The sequence below is a fragment of the Pseudomonas sp. EL_65y_Pfl2_R96 genome (assembly GCF_963970905.1).
Taxonomy (GTDB): domain Bacteria; phylum Pseudomonadota; class Gammaproteobacteria; order Pseudomonadales; family Pseudomonadaceae; genus Aquipseudomonas.
Genome location: NZ_CAXAQH010000009.1, coordinates 124769 through 143501 on the forward strand (window position 1 = coordinate 124769; position 18733 = coordinate 143501).

Here is an 18733-nt window from a genome sequence, read left to right on the forward strand (position 1 = left end):
TGCGCTGCCCGAGAGAACGGGACAAGGACAAAGGCGTCCTCGCTAGTTAACTAGCGGGACGCCTTTTTTTGTTTGCGCAAAATTTTGTCGAGCAAGGCCTGAATGCCCTGATGAGGCAGGCCCGAGCTCCCCGGAGAACCTGATGAAAAAACTAAAACTGGTGATGATCGGCAACGGCATGGCCGGGGTTCGTACCCTGGAAGAACTGCTCAAGCTGAGTAATGAGCTGTACGACATCACGGTCTTCGGCGCCGAACCTCATACCAACTACAACCGTATCCTGCTGTCCCCCGTACTGGCCGGCGAACAGACATTCGAAGAGATCGTGCTCAACGATCTGGACTGGTACCTGGACAACAACATCAAGCTGCTGCTCAACCGCAAAGTGGTGGAGATCGACCGGGTCAAACGCCGGGTCATCGCCGAAGACGGCACCGAGGCCGAATACGACCGCCTGCTGATCGCCACCGGCTCGACCCCGTTCATCCTGCCGATCCCCGGCAATACCTTGCAGGGCGTGATCGGCTACCGCGACATCGCCGACACCCAGGCGATGATCGACACCGCCAAGACCCACAAGCACGCCGTGGTCATCGGCGGCGGCCTGCTGGGCCTTGAAGCCGCCAACGGCCTGATGCTGCGCGGCATGCACGTCACCGTGGTGCACATCGGCGAATGGCTGCTGGAACGGCAACTGGACAAAACCAGCGGCCAACTCCTGCAAACCGCTCTGGAAGCCCGCGGCCTGCATTTCCGCCTGTGCGAACAGACCCAGGCCCTGCACGACGCCGGCAATGGCCGGGTCGGCTCGGTGCAGTTCAAGAACGGCGACATCATCCCCGCCGATCTGGTGGTGATGGCCGCCGGCATTCGTCCCAACACCGAGCTCGCGGAGAAATCCGGCATCCCTTGCAACCGCGGGATTCTGGTCAACGACACGATGCAAACCTATGACCCTCGGGTCTACGCCATCGGCGAATGCGCCAGCCACCGTGGCATTGCCTACGGCCTGGTCGCGCCACTGTTCGAACAAGCCAAGGTGTGCGCCAACCACCTCGCCCAACTGGGCTTCGCCACCTACAAGGGTTCGGTGACGTCGACCAAATTGAAAGTCACCGGCATCGACCTGTTTTCCGCCGGTGACTTCATGGGCGGCGAAGGCACCGAAACCATCACCCTCTCCGACCCGATCGGTGGGGTCTACAAAAAACTGGTGATCAAGGATGACGTGCTGGTCGGGGCCTGTCTGTACGGCGATACGGCAGATGGTGGTTGGTATTTCCGGCAGATCCGTGAGAACCATGGCATCGGCGAGATCCGCGATCACCTGATGTTCGGCGAAAACGCCCTCGGCGACGTAGGACATCAAGGTCAGGACAAAGCCATGAGCATGGCCGACACCGCCGAAGTCTGCGGCTGCAACGGCGTGTGCAAAGGCACCATCGTCAAAGCCATTCAGGAACACGGTCTGTTCAGCGTCGATGACGTGAAGAAACACACCAAGGCCGCCAGTTCTTGTGGCTCATGCGCCGGCCTCGTCGAGCAGATCCTGATCAACACCGTGGGCGGTGCGGCGGACGTCAAACCGAAAAGCGAAAAAGCCATCTGCGGTTGCAGCGACCTCAACCATGGGCAAATCCGCCAGGCCATCCGCGACCAGCACCTGCTGACCCTCTTCGGCACCATGACTTATTTAAACTGGCGCACCCCGAACGGTTGCGCCACGTGCCGTCCGGCCCTCAACTACTACCTGATTTCCACCTGGCCGGGCGAAGCCAAGGACGATCCACAATCGCGCCTGATCAACGAACGCGCCCACGCCAACATTCAGAAAGACGGCACTTACTCTGTAGTCCCGCGGATGTGGGGCGGTGTGACCAATCCTTCGGAGCTGCGCCGCATTGCCGACGTGGCCGACAAGTACAACGTGCCGATGGTCAAGGTCACCGGCGGCCAGCGCATCGACTTGCTGGGGATTAAAAAGCAGGACTTGCCAGGGGTCTGGAAGGATCTGGACATGCCGTCCGGCCACGCCTACGGCAAATCCATCCGCACCGTTAAAACCTGCGTCGGCAGCGAGTTCTGCCGCTTCGGCACCCAGAACTCCACGCAACTGGGCATCGAGCTTGAGCACGACCTGTTCAACATGTGGTCGCCGCACAAAGTGAAACTGGCCGTCTCCGGTTGCCCACGCAACTGCTCGGAAGCGGGAATCAAGGACGTCGGAATTATCGGCGTGGACTCCGGCTGGGAGATGTACATCGGTGGCAATGGCGGGATCAAAACCGAAGTCGCGGAGTTCTTCGTCAAGCTGAAAACCGCCGAGGAAGTGCGCGAATACAACGGCGCGTTCCTGCAGTTGTATCGCGAAGAAGCCTTCTACCTCGAGCGCACCGTGCATTACCTGCAACGGGTCGGCATGGAACACATCAAGAAAGCCGTGCTGGAAGACCCGGTACGGCGCAAGGCACTCAACGAACGCCTGCAATTCTCCCTGTCGTTTGAACAGGACCCGTGGAAAGAACGCCTCGAACAGCCGCTGCTGAAAAAAGAATTCGAGGTCATTCCCGTGAAGAACCTGGAGGTGTCGGTATGAACTGGCTGGATATCTGCGCACTGGAAGAGATCAACACCCTTGGCTCGCGGATCATCGCGGGCCCGAAAGGTAACATCGCGATTTTTCGTACGAGCGACGATGAGGTTTTCGCCCTCGACGACCGCTGCCCGCACAAGGGCGGGCCGCTGTCCCAGGGTTTGATCTACGGCAAACGGGTGGCCTGCCCGCTGCACAACTGGCAGATCGACCTGGAAACCGGCGAGGCCCAGGCTCCGGATATCGGCTGCGCCCACCATCACTCGGCACGGGTCGAGAATGGCCGGGTGCTGCTGGCCCTGCGGGAAGCAAGCTGATGGACCGTCAAATCACCGCCTCCACCTGCTGCTATTGCGGAGTCGGCTGCGGCGTGCTGATCGAGCACGACGGCGAGCGCATCCTCGGCGTCAGCGGCGATCCGGCGCACCCGGCCAACTTCGGCAAGTTGTGCAGTAAAGGTTCGACCCTGCATCTGACCGGCGACTTGAAGGCACGGGCGTTGTACCCGGAACTGCGCTTGGGCAAAGGCCTGGCCCGCAGCCGTACCGACTGGGACACGGCTCTCGATCACGCCGCCAGCGTATTCGCCCAAACAATTGCCGAGCACGGCCCGGACAGCGTCGCGTTCTACATCTCCGGGCAATTGCTGACCGAGGATTACTACGCCTTCAACAAACTGGCGCGGGCGCTGGTGGGCACCAACAACATCGACAGCAATTCACGGCTGTGCATGTCTTCGGCGGTGGTCGGCTACAAGCGCAGCCTCGGTGCCGATGCGCCGCCCTGCAACTACGAAGACCTGGAATTGAGCGACTGCGTGATGATCGTCGGCAGCAACATGGCCTACGCCCACCCGATCCTGTTTCGTCGCCTGGAAGAAGCAAAATCCCGCCGGCCGCAGATGAAAGTCATCGTCATCGACCCACGGCGCACCGACACTTGCGATCTGGCTGACCTGCACCTGGCGATTCTGCCCGGTACCGATGTCGCCTTGTTCCATGGGATTTTGCACTTGCTGCTGTGGGAAGACTGGATTGACCGCGACTTCATCAAGGCTCACACCGAAGGCCTGGCCGAGCTGAAAAGCCTGGTGCGCGATTACACCCCGGCAATGGTTTCGCAGCTCTGTGGCATCAGCGTCGAGCAATTGCAGCAATGCGCGGAATGGGTTGGCACGTCACCGAGCTTTCTGTCGCTGTGGTGCATGGGGTTGAACCAGTCCACCGCCGGTAGCGCGAAGAACAGCGCGCTGATCAACCTGCACCTAGCTACCGGGCAAATTGGCCGGCCCGGTGCAGGACCTTTCTCGCTGACGGGTCAGCCGAATGCCATGGGTGGCCGGGAAACTGGCAGTTTGTCGAACCTGCTGCCAGGCCATCGCGAAGCGGCCAATGCCGAACACCGCGCAGAAGTAGCTGCCTACTGGGGTGTCGATCAACTGCCCGAGCACGCCGGGCTCACGGCCATCGAACTGTTCGAGCAGATGCGCAGCGGCAAGATCAAAGCCCTGTGGATCGCCTGCACCAACCCTGCCCAGTCAATGCCGGACCAGACCGCTGTGCGCGAGGCACTGCAAGCCTGCCCGTTCGTGGTGTTGCAGGAAGCCTTCCACACCACCGAAACCGCCGCGTTCGCCGACCTGCTGCTGCCCGCCGCCAGTTGGGGCGAAAAGGACGGCACGGTCACCAACTCCGAGCGGCGCATTTCCCACGTCCGTCGGGCCATCGGCGCACCCGGTGAAGCGCGTTCCGACTGGGCGATCACCGTGGATTTCGCACAGCGTCTGGAAAAACATCTGTGCCCTGGAGCCACCAGCCTGTTTGCCTTTGAAACCCCGGCGCAAGTCTTCGACGAATACAAACTCCTGACTCGCGGCCGCGACCTCGATCTGTCCGGGATCAGCCATGAGTTGATCGACCGGCTCGGTCCGCAGCAGTGGCCCTTCCCCGCCGGTGCCCGCGAAGGCACGGCGCGGCTGTACCTCGACGGGGTTTTCCCGACCGCCAGCGGGCGTGCACAGTTCGTGACCGACCCGTATCGCGCCGCCAAGGAGCAGCGCGATGCGCGGTTCCCACTGACCCTGATCACAGGCCGCCTGCGCGATCAATGGCACGGCATGAGCCGCACCGGCACCGCCGCGCAGTTATTCGGCCATGTCAGCGAAGCTGTGTTGAGCCTGCACCCGGATGAGCTGCGCCGGCATCGCCTGCAACCTGGCGATCTGATCAATCTGAAAAGTCGCCGGGGGTCGGTCATCGTGCCGGTCAGCAGCGACGACAGCGTACGTCCGGGCCAGGCCTTTCTGCCGATGCATTGGGGTGATCGCTTTCTCAAGGGTGGTGTGAATACCCTCACTCTTCCCGCCTTCGATCCGTTGTCGAAACAACCGGAACTCAAACACAGCGGTGTGCGCCTCGAGCCAGTGCAATTGCCTTGGCAGCTTTTCGCCCTGATAGAGGGTGATGTTCAACAGCATTTAGAGACGCTACGACCGCTCTGTGAGGCGTTTTCCTACGCCAGCCTCAGCCTGGCCGGTCGTGAACGTCCTGCGCTGCTGATACGCGCCGCCAGCGCCACCGCACCCGATCCGCAACTGTTGCGTGATATCGATCAATGCCTGGGCCTCAACGAGGGCCCGGTATTGGCCTACGACGATCCCCGGCGTTCGATCGGCAAACGGGTGCGCATCGAGAACGGTCGGATCACCGCGATTCGCCTGGCCGGTGAAACCCTCGCCCAGCACTGGCTGCAAAGCCTGTGGCTTGAAGGTCGCGCCGACGAACAACTGCGCCGTTGGCTGCTGGCGCCCTTGAGCGCACCACCGGGCAACGCTGGCGGTCCGACATCCGGCACCAAAACCCTGTGCAACTGCATGAACGTCAGCCAGAGCGCAGTCTGTGCCGGCATTGGCCGTGGCCTGGACTTGCAGGGTTTAAAACAAGAATTGGGCTGCGGCACGCAATGCGGTTCCTGCGTTCCGGAAATCAAGCGTTTACTGGCCGCCACCGCGCAGCCAGTCGCCGTCATCTCGTGAGGAAAACACTATGAGCGCAAAAGTCTGGCTGGTGGGTGCGGGTCCCGGCGACCCTGAATTGCTGACCCTCAAGGCGGTTCGAGCGTTGCGCGAAGCGGACGTGGTGCTGATCGACGATCTGGTCAATGACGCGGTACTGGAGCATTGCCCGAGCGCGCGAATTATTCCTGTGGGTAAGCGCGGCGGCTGTCGCTCCACGCCTCAGGCATTCATTCATCGCCTGATGTTGCGCTATACCCGCCACGGCAAATGCGTGGTGCGCCTCAAGGGTGGCGATCCGTGCATCTTCGGGCGTGGCGGTGAAGAAGCACAGTGGCTACGTGAGCGCGGTGTCGAGGTTGAGCTGGTCAATGGCATCACGGCGGGTCTTGCTGGCGCGACACAATGCGATATTCCGCTGACGCTGAGGGGCGTCGCGCGTGGCGTGACACTGGTCACGGCGCACACTCAGGATGACAGCACCCTGAATTGGCAGGCCCTGGCTCAAGGGGGCACCACGCTGGTGATCTACATGGGCGTGGCGAAGCTCAGTGAAATTCGCGAGCAACTGCTGGCCGGCGGTATGGCTGCCAATACACCCGTGGCGATGATCGAAAATGCTTCCCTGCCGCACCAACGGGAATGTCGGAGCGACCTGACAGCCATGGAGGACGATGCCCATAGCTTCCAGCTGAAAAGCCCGGCGATCCTGGTAATCGGCGCTGTGGCGGCCTGTGATGAGATCAAAAGATCGCAGCCTGCATTGGTTCGGTTCTCATCCCTGTAGAAACTAAAAGATCGCAGCCTTCGGCAGCTCCTACATTTGAAATGCGATCCCTGTAGGAGCTGCCGAAGGCTGCGATCTTTACGAAACACCGAAAACCCTCGCTGAAACCCAAATCGCAGACAAAGAAAAGCCCGGCCTGAGCCGGGCTTTTCCAGAGCTGCGAGCTAATTACTTAGCGTTAGCTTCAACCTTCGCTTCTACGCGACGGTTTACAGCACGGCCAGCGTCAGTGGCGTTGTCAGCTACTGGGCGGGATTCGCCGTAGCCAACAGACTGAACGCGGGACGATTGAACACCGTACTGGTTGGTCAGAACTTGCTTAACGGCGTTTGCACGGCGCTCGGACAGTTTCTGGTTGTAAGCGTCAGGACCGACGGAGTCAGTGTGACCTTCAACAACAGTAGTGGTGGATGGGTACTGCTTCATGAAGTCAGCCAGGTTCTTGATGTCGCCGTAGCTGTTAGGCTTGACTACCGACTTGTTGAAGTCGAATTTCACGTCCAGCTCAACACGAACAACTTCAGCAACTGCTGGGCAGCCATCAGCGTCAACAGTTACGTTGGCCGGGGTGTCCGGGCACTTGTCAACGTTGTCGCAAACGCCATCGTTGTCGCTGTCGGAGCAAACTTCAGCTGGTGCTGGAACTGGAGCAGCAGCAGGCTTGGAGCCGCCACCGAAGTTCACACCGATACCGACGCTTGGAGCCCACTCGGTGTCGCCCTGGTCGATGTTGTACTGAGCTTCAACGCCGGCACGGGCGTAGAAGTTCTCGGTGAAGTACAACTTGGCACCGCCGCCAACGTTGGCGAAAGTGGAACGGTTACGACCGCCACCGCCGTTCTGGCCAATGCTCTGGTCCGAGAAACCTGCGGAAACGTAAGGACGGATCATGTCGCCCGGGTTGTTGAAGTGGTACAAAGCATCCAGAGCGGTGTCCGCGCCCTTGATGTTACGACCGTCGTCGGAGCGCACGTTGTGCACTTCGTCGTAGGCCAGACGCACTTCAACGTCGTCAGTAATGAAGTAGCCGACAGAAGCGCCGAACAGGTTGCCGTTGTTCTTGAAGTCACGATCGCTGTCGTACTGTTCTTTCTTGGCGAAGCCTTCGATTTCAACTGCGCCTTGGCCTTGTGCCAGAGCGCCGAACGAAGTGGCGGCAATGAGAGTACCAATGGCCAAGCCCAAGGTGTTTTTCAGTTTCATCCGTTAAATCCCCATCTGGTGATTGTGAAGCAGTCCCGCAAACCGGGGGACAACTCGGCGGCAAGTCTATCAGAACTTGCCTACACGCAAGAGAAATTTGCGCCGAACTAAGTTTCAGCAATGCCTGCAAATTTCTCACGCAATTTGTCTAGAGCGCGCTTGTACCGCATTTTTGTCGCACTCAAACCCATGTGCATGATGTCTGCGATCTCCTGAAACTCCAGCTCTGCGACAAATCGTAGCACCAGAATTTCACGGTCAATCGGGTTCACATACACCAGCCAGCGATCAAGTCCGCCCTTCTCCTCGGGTTTCGGCGCCTTTTCTTCAGACGCTTCCTCGAGGGGGTCCAGACTCAAAGCGTCCATCAAGCGACGCTTTCGCCGTTCTTTCCGATACTGCGTGATGCACTCGTTGTACGTGATGCTGTAGAGCCACGTCTTGAACTTCGATTTGCCCTCGAAGTTCTTCAGGCCGTACAGCACCTTCAACATCACTTCCTGACAGACATCATCTGCATCACGATCGTTCCCCAGATATCGTGCACAAACGTTAAATAATGTTCGCTGGTAACGCCGCATCAGTTCTTCATAGGCGCGCGTTACGTGAAACAGCTCGGTGTGCGAGCGCGCGACCAACTCCTCATCAGAGAGCTCGCGGGGGTCGTAGCGCGTGGAGAGCGATTGAGCTTTATTCAAAACAAGTCGGGCCGACAGTCAGGTCAATGTCCGCCGCAGCCCCTCAGGGCATTTTGCGGCGGCATACATTAGCAGGATTTGCCGGGTTAGCGGCTACTCACATGCTGCTCCAGGAGAATCCGATTCGAGAGAGAGACTAGCTCACCCTCGTCGGTCAGCACGGTGGTTTTCACCGTCCCGATCTCTTCGATCTGACCTTCGACCTCGCCAACTCGTACTTGTTGCCCAACCTGATACAACTCACGCACATAGATTCCCGCAAGAATCTGACCGGCAATTTCCCGGCTTCCCAACCCCATGGCCAGCGCAACCGCCAGACCAACGGTAATCAAGACGATCACGATCACGTGGTTAAGCAGGTCTGTCTTGACCTCCAACTGGCTGATCGCAACCGAAATACTGATGATGATCACCAGGCCCTGGGCAATCCGCCCCAGGCCCGCGGCGTAATCCAGCCCCACGCCTTCTGCCGCGCCACGCACCAGCCCATTGGCCAGTTGCGCCAGCAAGACACCTACTAGCAGCACCAGCGCCGCGCCGAATACTTTCGGCACATACAGCGCCAACATGTCCAGCGTAGCCGAAACTCGCTCAAGGCCAAGGGATTCTGCGGCAGAAACCAGAAAAATCAGCAGAACAAACCAATATACGATTTTTCCGATCAGGGTCGAGATAGGTACCTGGAGGCCGGCACGAGACAGCAACTTGGTCAGCCCGGTACCGCCCATCAGGCGATCGAGGCCCAGTTTGGCGAGCAATTTGGAGAGCAGCGTGTCCAGCAGCTTGGCCACGACAAAACCCAGCAGCAGCACAACCAGTGCGCCGAACAGGTTCGGAATGAAGTTCGCAACTTTGGTCCACAACGCAGTCATTGCAGTGACGAGGCTCTGAGTCCAGAGGTCAAGTTCCATATTCAATCAGCCTTATCAGCAGTGCGAGCGGTAGGTTTGCGCAGACGAGAAACCGGCGCGACATGGGCCGATCCGTTATTCAGGGCGATCATCAGCGCGGGCAGCCAACGGCCCAGCAGGCTGAACAGATCGCCGGCACCGACCTGACGGTTGGCGGTTTTCAGCACGCGACCCAGGCAGGCATCGTCGTCACGGCTGGACGGCGAGGCTTTGAGCATGTCACGCAAAGACTGTTCAAACGGATCGTGCATACGCACCTCTCGTGATATCTGTGAAAGACGCGGTCAAATTTGGTCGGGTCACATGACTCATCGTCAGAACCAGCGCAAACGTCGGAATAGCCACCACTGCGCCAGCGCTACCGAGCCTGCCAGCAAGCAGGCGATCAGGAAGCCATAAGGGTTGGTGGAGAACGGAATGCCGCCTACGTTGATACCCAAAAGACCGGTCAGAAAACTCATCGGCAAAAAGATCCCGGTGATGATCCCGAAGCGGTACATCGTGCGGTTCATGCGCACGGTCAGACGCCGGTCTTCGGCCTCCAGCACCAGCCCCACGCGCTCCCGGGTCAATTCCAGCTCCTCGAGATAACGGGTCAGGCTGTTGTTCAATTCGTTCCAGTAATCGCCATCGTCTTCGGCGAACCACGGCAGTTTTATCCGCGTCAGCTGACCGAAAATATCCCGCTGCGGCGCCAGAAAACGCTTCAGCGCAGCCGCCCTGCGACGGATCTGCAAAACGGCCCCATGCTCGGGTGTATACCGTTCGTCGGCATCCAGCTTTTCTTCTTCCTCATCGACGATTTCCGAGAGGCAACCGACCAGATCCTGCACCTTGTGGGTGAGGTATTGCGCCATATAAAGGATGAGTTCGGAGGCGGTTCTCGGCCCTTTGCCTTCGGTTAGCTGCACCAACAACTCATCGGTGGCGCGCAGCGGCCGCAGACGCAAGGAAATCACACGCCGCGCCGAACCGAAGATCCGCACCGAGACCATGTCTTCCGGCTCCGCGCCCGGGTTCAGGTTGATCCCGCGCAGAAACAGCAGCAGTTCGGAGTCCGGCAGCGGCAAGAGACGCGGCCGGGTGTTCTCTTCCAGCAACAAGTCGCAACTGAATTCACTCAAACCGCTGGATTTACGCAGCCAGGTCTGGGTTTGCGGGTGGCTGCGATCCCAGTGCAGCCACAGGCTTTCATGGGCCTGCAGCTGCAAGTCATCGAGTTCAGTCCGGGCTATCGAACGCGCACCGCCTTTACCATCCAGCACCAGGGCATGCACCAGCCCCCACTGCGCGTTTTCTTCCTCGAACATCCTCACCCCTATTCTTGAAACAAAAAGCTGGCAGTGCTTTATTCAGGCATCGCAAGCGGGCTTGGCGAGATGATCACGCCATTGTTGTCCGCATAAACGTAGTGGCCCGGGTGAAAGGTCACGCCTGCGAAGGTCACGGCAACGTTGAGTTCACCAACACCGCGCCTGTCGGTTTTCATCGGATGACTGGCCAGGGCCTGAACCCCCAGATCGGTTTGCGCAATGACGTCGACGTCGCGGATGCAACCGTAGATCACCAGCCCTTCCCACCCGTTCTTCGCGGCTTTCTCGGCCAGCATGTCGCCCAGCAGCGCGCGGCGCAGGGAACCGCCACCGTCGACCACCAGCACCTTACCGTTGCCCTTGAGCTCGACTTGCTCCTTGACCAGCGAGTTATCTTCGAAACATTTGACGGTCACGATTTCGCCGCCGAAAGAATCACGGCCGCCAAAATTGCTGAACATCGGTTCCAGCACCTGCACCAGCTCCGGGTAGGCATCGCACAGGTCAGGCGTGAGGTAATGGTTCATCGAGAAACTCCTGTAAAAAGGAAGACAATCGAGTATGCAGCATACTCGGGCCGAGGCTGGACGGCTGTAAATCGCTCCGTTTGCACGAACATAGCGGCCGAATCGGCCATCAAAAGTGACCAGAACTGCTCAATTCGTCACATCTTAGCCGCAAGCCGATCAGAGCCAAATGCCCTTTTTAGAGCATCAAGCTCAAATCGCTGTGGCCAAATCCGGCTTACCACCCAGCAAAGGCGTCTGTTGATCCGCCAGCCAACGCGCCACCAACGGCCAGACTTCAGTCTGCGCAGCCTTGCTGACCAGCATTTCCACATGACCGAAATTATCGCCAAAGCCTTGCTCGCGGCCAAGGGCGATGAATTGCTTGTGCTCGGAGCCGACCTGATCGAACAGCTTGTGGCAGGCCCACGTCGGGTCCTGATGATCGCCCGCGGCGCTCACGGCCAGCACCGGCAACTGAACCTCGGCCAAACCCGCCCACCAGTCTTTGTCGGCATCGCCAAAACGGCCAAACAGGCCGTACCAGCGCATGCTTTCCAAGGCCAGGCCTATCGGCTCGTCCTCCGGGCCGCGCTTGAGCCGTGAACCCGACAGCTGGGCAAACCGCTTGAGAATGAAGCGTCCGCTCCACTCCACCGGAGGAAACTTCAACGGCCAGTAGGTGCGGCTGACCTGCGTGCCGAAGAACGCCGCAGACGCAACAACAGGCTCGCCGATGTATTCCCCACCCAGCGCCGCCGCCAGTGTAATGCCACCCAGCGAGTGACCGATCCAGTGTGGGACCTGGCCGCTTTGCTCGCGCACGAACGCGCCAATGGCCGGCAAATCGTAACGCGCATAGTCGGCGACACGGTTCTGACGATAGCCCTGATTGCGCTGAGACAAGCCGTGACCGCGCATTTCCGGAATCCACACATCAAATCCCAGGCGCGTCAGATAAGCGCCCAGGCCCAGACCTTTGGGAGAGAACCAGAACCGTCGATTGGAAAAGCTGCCGTGCAACAGAATCACCGGCACGCCACGCACCGCTGGCTCGTCGGCCAGGCCCAGGCGCGTCACAGCCAGTTCGACGGTGCCGTCGGGGCTGTTGCCGGGTTTCAAACGATAGACGTCTTCGCTCAGATCGCCGCGCCGCTCGGCGCTGATCAGGGCGACAGGAAATAGGTTGCTGCTGCTTTGCATAATGCTCTTGCACAAAAAAGGGCGGCATCCAGATGGAGCCCGCCCTACTTGAATCCTAAAGAGGCCAGTCACCGACAGGCCTCTTCACTCAACACATCAGGCCGAAGCCTGACCTTCAGCCAGGAAGAACCAGGTTTCCAGTACGGAATCGGGGTTCAACGAAACGCTTTCGATGCCCTGCTCCATCAGCCACTTGGCCAGGTCCGGGTGGTCCGAAGGGCCCTGACCGCAAATGCCGATGTATTTGCCCGCCTTGTTGCAAGCCTGAATTGCGTTGGCCAGCAGCTTCTTGACCGCAGGATTACGCTCGTCGAACAGGTGCGCGATGATCCCGGAGTCACGGTCCAGGCCCAGGGTGAGCTGGGTCAGGTCGTTGGAGCCGATGGAGAAGCCGTCGAAGAACTCGAGGAACTCTTCAGCCAGGATCGCGTTGGACGGCAGTTCGCACATCATGATCACGCGCAGACCGTTGTCGCCACGGGCCAGACCGTTTTCGGCCAGCAGATCGACCACCTGGCTCGCTTCGCCCAGAGTACGAACGAACGGCACCATGATTTCAACGTTGGTCAGGCCCATCTCGTTACGCACGCGCTTGAGCGCGCGGCATTCGAGCTCGAAGCAGTCACGGAACGATTCGCTGATGTAACGCGAAGCGCCTCGGAAGCCCAGCATCGGGTTCTCTTCTTCCGGCTCGTAGAGTTTGCCGCCGATCAGGTTCGCGTATTCGTTGGACTTGAAGTCCGACAGACGCACGATGACCTTTTTCGGCCAGAACGCTGCCGCCAGGGTGCTGATGCCCTCGACCAGTTTCTCGACGTAGAAGCCGACCGGGTCGTTGTAACCGGCAATGCGCTTGTCGACGCTGTCCTTGATTTCCTGCGGCAGGCCGTCGTAGTTCAACAGTGCTTTGGGGTGCACACCGATCATGCGGTTGATGATGAATTCCAGACGGGCCAGGCCCACACCGGCGTTCGGCAGCTGCGCGAAGTCGAAGGCGCGGTCCGGGTTGCCGACGTTCATCATGATCTTGAACGGCAGATCCGGCATGGCATCCACGGAGTTTTTCTTGATGTCGAAACCAAGCTCGCCTTCGAAGATGTAACCGGTGTCGCCTTCAGCGCAGGAAACGGTCACGCCCTGGCCGTCTTTCAACAGCTGGGTGGCGTTGCCGCAACCGACCACTGCCGGGATGCCCAGCTCGCGAGCGATGATCGCCGCGTGGCAGGTACGGCCGCCACGGTTGGTGACGATGGCGCTGGCGCGCTTCATGACCGGTTCCCAGTCCGGGTCGGTCATGTCGGAAACCAGAACGTCGCCCGGCTGGACTTTGTCCATCTCGGACACGTCCTTGATGATCCGCACCTTGCCAGCGCCGATACGCTGGCCGATGGCGCGACCTTCAACCAGCACGGTGCCGGTCTCTTTCAACAGGTAACGTTCCATGACGTTGGCCTGGGTGCGGCTCTTCACGGTTTCAGGGCGAGCTTGAACGATGTACAGCTTGCCGTCGTCACCGTCTTTGGCCCATTCGATGTCCATCGGGCACTTGTAGTGCTTCTCGATGATCATCGCTTGTTTGGCCAGCTCGCTGACTTCGGCGTCGCTCAGGCAGAAACGCGAGCGATCGGCTTTGTCCACGTCGATGGTCTTGACCGATTTACCGGCCGTGGCCACTTCGCCGTAAATCATCTTGATGGCTTTGCTGCCCAGGTTGCGACGCAGAATGGCCGGCCGACCGGCTTCCAGCGTGCCTTTGTGGACGTAGAACTCATCCGGGTTCACCGCGCCTTGTACGACGGTTTCACCCAGGCCGTAGGCGCCGGTGATGAACACCACGTCACGGAAGCCCGATTCGGTATCGAGGGTGAACATCACGCCGGCGGTGCCGGTTTCGGAGCGGACCATGCGCTGCACGCCGGCCGACAGGGCAACCAGCTTGTGATCGAAGCCCTGGTGGACGCGGTAGGAAATCGCACGGTCGTTGAACAGGGAAGCGAACACTTCCTTGGCGGCGCGAATGACGTTTTCGACACCACGGATGTTCAGGAAGGTTTCCTGCTGACCGGCGAAGGAAGCGTCCGGCAGGTCTTCGGCGGTAGCGGAAGAGCGCACGGCCACGGCCATGTCAGGGTTGCCGGCCGACAGCGTGGCGAACGCGGTGCGGATCTCGGCGTTGAGCTTCTCGGGGAACTCGGCTTCCATGATCCATTGACGGATCTGGGCGCCGGTCTTGGCAAGGGCGTTTACATCATCGACGTCCAGGGCGTCGAGGGCAGCGTGGATCTGATCGTTCAGGCCGCTCAGTTCCAGAAAATCACGATAAGCCTGAGCTGTCGTGGCGAAGCCACCGGGCACCGATACACCGGCACCTGCAAGGTTACTGATCATCTCGCCCAGGGATGCGTTCTTGCCCCCCACATGCTCTACATCATGGACGCCGAGCTTATCGAGGGAAACTACGTACTCTACCAAGGTGATCTCTCCACTAACTGTGTTGGAAAAGCTCAGAAGCCGGCGACTCGGGGGAGCATTTGCCGGCTGTATGGCCTGGACCTGGAAAATAAGTGAGAATGCGGGCCATTGGCGGCCGACAAATCGCGCCTACTATATCCAAGAATCGTCACTAGCTTAAGGCCCAAGGTGCAAATGAAACGATCTGCTTTCTTTATCTCCGATGGCACGGGCATTACCGCCGAAACCCTCGGCCAAAGCCTGCTGGCGCAGTTCGAAAACATTACCTTCAGCAAAATCACGCGGCCCTACATCGACAACGCGGATAAAGCGCGGGCCATGGTACAACAAATCAACAAAGCCGCCGAAAACGATGGTTTTCGTCCGATTATTTTCGACACTATTGTCAATCAGGACATTCGTGAGATCCTCGCGACCTCGAATGGTTTCATGATCGACATTTTCTCGACCTTCCTGGCGCCCCTTGAACAGGAACTGACCGAGCATTCTTCCTATACCGTCGGCAAATCCCACTCCATCGGTGGCAACTCCAATTACATGGAGCGGATCGAGGCGGTGAACTTCGCCCTCGACAATGACGATGGCGCCCGCACCCACTATTACGACAAAGCTGACCTGATACTAGTAGGCGTGTCGCGATGCGGCAAAACACCGACGTGTTTGTACATGGCCATGCAATTCGGTATCCGCGCGGCCAATTACCCGCTGACCGAAGACGACATGGAGCGCCTGCAACTGCCGACCGCCCTGCGCGCCCATCAGCACAAGCTGTTCGGCCTGACCATCGACCCGGACCGCCTCACCGCCATCCGCAACGAACGCAAGCCCAACAGCCGCTACTCGAGCTACGCCCAGTGCGAATTCGAAGTGCGCGAGGTGGAGAATCTGTTTCGACGCGAGAACATTCCCCACATCAATTCCACGCATTTCTCGGTGGAAGAGATCTCGGCGAAGATTCTGGTGGAGAAAGGTGTGGAGCGGCGGTTCAAGTAGATTCTCGGCGCCTGTTCCACCGCCATCGCGGGCAAGCCCGCTCCCACAGGGTTCTGTGTTGAATGCAACATTTGCAAACAATGGAGAACCTGTGGGAGCGGGCTTGCCCGCGATTGAACGATAACGCGGTCCCTCAAATTACAAACAAATCCACAAACCGGTTCACCGGCGTTGCCTCAAGCGCAACCTGGTCCTTGCACAACGCAAAGATCTCGGCACTTCGCTGAGCCGTGAAGCGCGTTGCCAGATTGGCCTTGAACTTGTCTTCCAGCAGCGGGATACCATCGGTGCGGCGACGACGATGGCCAATCGGGTACTCCACTACCACGTTTTCGGTGCTGGAGCCGTCCTTGAAAAACACCTGCAGCGCATTGGCGATGGAGCGTTTGTCCGGCTCCAGGTATTCGCGAGTGAAGCGCGGGTCTTCGACGATGACCATTTTGTCGCGCAGCACGTCGATTATCGGATGTGCGACGTGGAAATCGTCTTCGTACCGCTCGGCCACCAGATTGCCGAAGGCCAGCGGTACGGCGGTCATGTACTGAATGCAGTGATCGCGGTCCGCGGCATTGGCCAGAGGGCCGACCTTGGAGATGATGCGGATCGCCGATTCGTGGGTGGTGATGACAATTTTGTCGATTTCGTGCAGGCGGTTTCTGACCAGCGGGTGCAGGGTGACGGCGGCCTCGCAGGCCGTTTGCGCATGGAACTCGGCGGGAAAGCTGATCTTGAACAGCACGTTTTCCATCACGTAGCTGCCGAACGGCCGGGAAAAGCTGAAGGCACGTTTGTCTTCAGGCTTGAGCGCCAGGTCGTTGTTGGTGTGGCTGAACAGCACATCGTAGAACCCCCATTGTTTGGCGGTCAGTACGCCGGGGATGCCCATTTCACCACGCATAGCGATGTCCGCCAGACGCACACCACGGCTGGACGCATCCCCTGCCGCCCAGGACTTTCGCGACCCGGCATTCGGCGCATGCCGGTAAGTGCGCAGCGCCTGGCCGTCGGCAAACGCGTGGGACAACGCCGACAGCAGTTGCTCGCGGTTGGCGCCCATGAGTTTGGCGGTGACGGCGGTCGAGGCGACTTTCACCAGAATCACGTGATCGAGGCCTACGCGGTTGAACGAATTTTCCAGGGCGATAACACCTTGAATCTCGTGAGCCATGATCATGGCTTCCAGCACTGCGCGAACGGTCAACGGTGCGTCGCCATTGGCCAAATATTTTTGCGACAGGTGATCGGCCACCGCGAGAATACCGCCCAGGTTGTCGGACGGATGCCCCCATTCAGCAGCGAGCCAGGTGTCGTTGTAATCGAGCCAGCGGACGATGCAACCGATGTCCCACGCGGCCTTGACCGGATCGAGACGATAACTCGTACCCGGCACGCGAGCACCGAAAGGCACGACCGTGCCTTCGACGATCGGCCCCAGGTGTTTGGTGCACTCGGGAAAACGCAGGGCCAACAGACCGCAGCCGAGGGTGTCCATCAGGCAGTTGCGGGCGGTATCAAGCGCCTCTGAAGATTGGATTTTGAAATTTAGGACGTAGTTGGCGATGTCCTGCAGGACCGTGTCGTAGTCGGGGCGGTCGTTCAGGTCGACGTTGGCGCTCATGTTCGATTCACTCGGTCAGTGGTTCGCTGATGGGACCTCGGTTCAGGTTAAATCTCAGTCAGTCGCTACTTTCTTATTTTGGTAATCGAGATCAACTGTGGGAGCGAGCCTGCTCGCGAAGGTGGTGTGACAGGCAACATTGATGCTGAATGTCATGGCCTCTTCGCGAGCAGGCTCGCTCCCACATTGGCTCTGTGTCGGGATTAGAAAGAATCACCCGGCACACGGACGTAACCTTCCATCAACACCCGCGCACTGCGGCTCATGATGGCTTTTTTCACGGTCCACTCGCCGTTCACCTGGCTGGCCTCTGCGCCCACGCGCAAGGTGCCGGACGGATGACCGAAGCGTACAGCGTTGCGCTCGATGCCGCCCGCCGCCAGGTTGACCAGCGTGCCGGAAATCGCCGCCGCCGTGCCGATGGCCACCGCTGCCGTGCCCATCATCGCGTGGTGCAGTTTGCCCATGGACAGCGCGCGCACCAGCAAATCGACGTCGGTTGCCGCAATCGCCTTGCCGCTGGAGGCTACGTAATCCGCCGGCGTGGCGACGAACGCCACCTTCGGCGTGTGCTGACGCTTGGCCGCTTCGTCCAGGTGCTGGATCAGCCCCATGCGCAGCGCGCCGTAAGCGCGGATGGTTTCGAACATCGCCAGGGCTTTCAGGTCGCCGTTGATCGCGCCCTGCAACTCGGTGCCGGTGTAGCCGATGTCTTCGGCGTTGATGAAAATCGTCGGGATGCCGGCGTTGATCAGGGTGGCCTTGAGCGTACCGACGCCCGGCACTTCGAGGTCATCCACCAGATTGCCGGTGGGGAACATCGAACCACCGCCCCCCTCTTCTTCCGCCGCCGGCTCCATGAATTCGAGCTGCACTTCGGCCGCCGGAAAAGTCACGCCGTCGAGTTCGAAGTCGCCGGTTTCCTGGACCTCACCGTTGGTGATCGGCACATGGGCGATGATGGTCTTGCCAATGTTGGCCTGCCACACGCGCACTACCGCCACACCGTTGTGCGGAATGCGGCTGGCGTCCACCAGGCCGTTGCTGATGGCGAACGAACCGACCGCCGCCGACAGGTTGCCGCAGTTACCGCTCCAATCGACGAAGGGCTTGTCGATGGAGACCTGACCGAACAGGTAATCGACGTCGTGATCGGCCTTGATGCTTTTCGACAAGATCACGGTTTTGCTGGTGCTGGATGTCGCACCACCCATGCCGTCGATTTGCTTTTCGTACGGATCGGGGCTTCCGATCACCCGCAGCAATAACGCATCGCGAGCCGGCCCTGGAATTTGTGCCGCTTCGGGCAAGTCTTGCAGGCTGAAGAACACGCCTTTGCTGGTGCCGCCACGCATATAGGTGGCGGGGATCTTGATCTGCGGTGCAATTTGAGATGCGTGAGCCATATTGATCCTGTAGGCCA

15 protein-coding genes are annotated in these 18733 nt (G+C 59.5%); 5 read left to right on the plus strand and 10 right to left on the minus strand.

Annotated elements, in window-relative coordinates; translation table 11 throughout:
• Positions 1-142: 142 nt before the first annotated feature.
• From nirB to cobA, 4 genes are read left to right on the plus strand one after another with little or no spacing between them, the layout of a single operon-like run.
• A complete protein-coding gene (nirB, locus tag AACY49_RS12400) occupies positions 143-2596 on the plus strand; it encodes a nitrite reductase large subunit NirB (protein ID WP_339524001.1) in 2454 nt (817 codons plus the stop codon).
• Positions 2593-2910, plus strand: coding sequence for a nitrite reductase small subunit NirD (gene nirD / locus AACY49_RS12405; protein ID WP_339524003.1), 318 nt, complete (start codon positions 2593-2595; stop codon positions 2908-2910). The genes nirB and nirD overlap by 4 nt, the downstream gene beginning before the upstream one ends.
• Positions 2910-5627 carry a nitrate reductase gene (locus tag AACY49_RS12410; protein ID WP_339524005.1) on the plus strand — a complete coding sequence of 906 codons (2718 nt, stop codon included), beginning with the start codon at positions 2910-2912 and terminating at the stop codon, positions 5625-5627. The genes nirD and AACY49_RS12410 overlap by 1 nt, the downstream gene beginning before the upstream one ends.
• Positions 5628-5637: 10 nt before the next feature.
• On the plus strand, positions 5638-6393 hold the full coding sequence (cobA, locus tag AACY49_RS12415; protein WP_258696774.1) for a uroporphyrinogen-III C-methyltransferase: 756 nt from the start codon (positions 5638-5640) through the stop codon (positions 6391-6393).
• Positions 6394-6561: 168 nt separating this feature from the next.
• Here the strand turns inward: cobA and AACY49_RS12420 are convergent, their stop codons facing one another.
• The 8 genes from AACY49_RS12420 to ppsA all read right to left on the minus strand — a co-directional run bounded on the left by AACY49_RS12420 (position 6562) and on the right by ppsA (position 14699).
• A complete protein-coding gene (locus AACY49_RS12420) occupies positions 6562-7596 on the minus strand; it encodes an OmpA family protein (protein ID WP_258696775.1) in 1035 nt (344 codons plus the stop codon).
• A gap of 107 nt (positions 7597-7703) precedes the next feature.
• A complete protein-coding gene (gene sigX, locus AACY49_RS12425; protein WP_017337463.1) occupies positions 7704-8294 on the minus strand; it encodes an RNA polymerase sigma factor SigX in 591 nt (196 codons plus the stop codon).
• Positions 8295-8380: 86 nt separating this feature from the next.
• A complete protein-coding gene (locus AACY49_RS12430; RefSeq protein ID WP_007940637.1) occupies positions 8381-9205 on the minus strand; it encodes a mechanosensitive ion channel family protein in 825 nt (274 codons plus the stop codon).
• Between the two features lie 2 nt (positions 9206-9207).
• Positions 9208-9456, minus strand: coding sequence for a hypothetical protein (locus AACY49_RS12435; protein ID WP_007940635.1), 249 nt, complete (start codon positions 9454-9456; stop codon positions 9208-9210).
• A 63-nt stretch (positions 9457-9519) separates the two neighbouring features.
• Positions 9520-10515 (minus strand): zinc transporter ZntB, encoded by a 996-nt coding sequence (locus AACY49_RS12440; RefSeq protein ID WP_339524010.1) that lies wholly within the window; start codon positions 10513-10515, stop codon positions 9520-9522.
• Between the two features lie 38 nt (positions 10516-10553).
• Complete coding sequence (gene rraA / locus AACY49_RS12445) at positions 10554-11045, minus strand: ribonuclease E activity regulator RraA (protein WP_258696777.1); 492 nt, start codon at positions 11043-11045, stop codon at positions 10554-10556.
• A gap of 192 nt (positions 11046-11237) precedes the next feature.
• Positions 11238-12227, minus strand: a complete 990-nt coding sequence (locus AACY49_RS12450) for an alpha/beta fold hydrolase (RefSeq protein WP_339524012.1) — start codon at positions 12225-12227, stop codon at positions 11238-11240.
• 96 nt (positions 12228-12323) lie between these two features.
• Positions 12324-14699, minus strand: coding sequence for a phosphoenolpyruvate synthase (gene ppsA, locus AACY49_RS12455; protein ID WP_339524014.1), 2376 nt, complete (start codon positions 14697-14699; stop codon positions 12324-12326).
• 174 nt (positions 14700-14873) lie between these two features.
• Here ppsA and ppsR point away from each other — a divergent pair, with 174 nt between their 5' ends.
• A complete protein-coding gene (ppsR, locus tag AACY49_RS12460) occupies positions 14874-15692 on the plus strand; it encodes a posphoenolpyruvate synthetase regulatory kinase/phosphorylase PpsR (protein WP_258696780.1) in 819 nt (272 codons plus the stop codon).
• 133 nt (positions 15693-15825) lie between these two features.
• Here ppsR and prpD read toward each other — a convergent pair whose 3' ends face one another.
• Positions 15826-17310 carry a 2-methylcitrate dehydratase gene (gene prpD / locus AACY49_RS12465; RefSeq protein ID WP_339524017.1) on the minus strand — a complete coding sequence of 495 codons (1485 nt, stop codon included), beginning with the start codon at positions 17308-17310 and terminating at the stop codon, positions 15826-15828.
• Between the two features lie 203 nt (positions 17311-17513).
• Entirely contained in the window at positions 17514-18716 is a 1203-nt protein-coding gene (gene prpF, locus AACY49_RS12470) for a 2-methylaconitate cis-trans isomerase PrpF (RefSeq protein ID WP_339524019.1), read from the minus strand.
• Between the last annotated feature and the right edge of the window lie 17 nt (positions 18717-18733).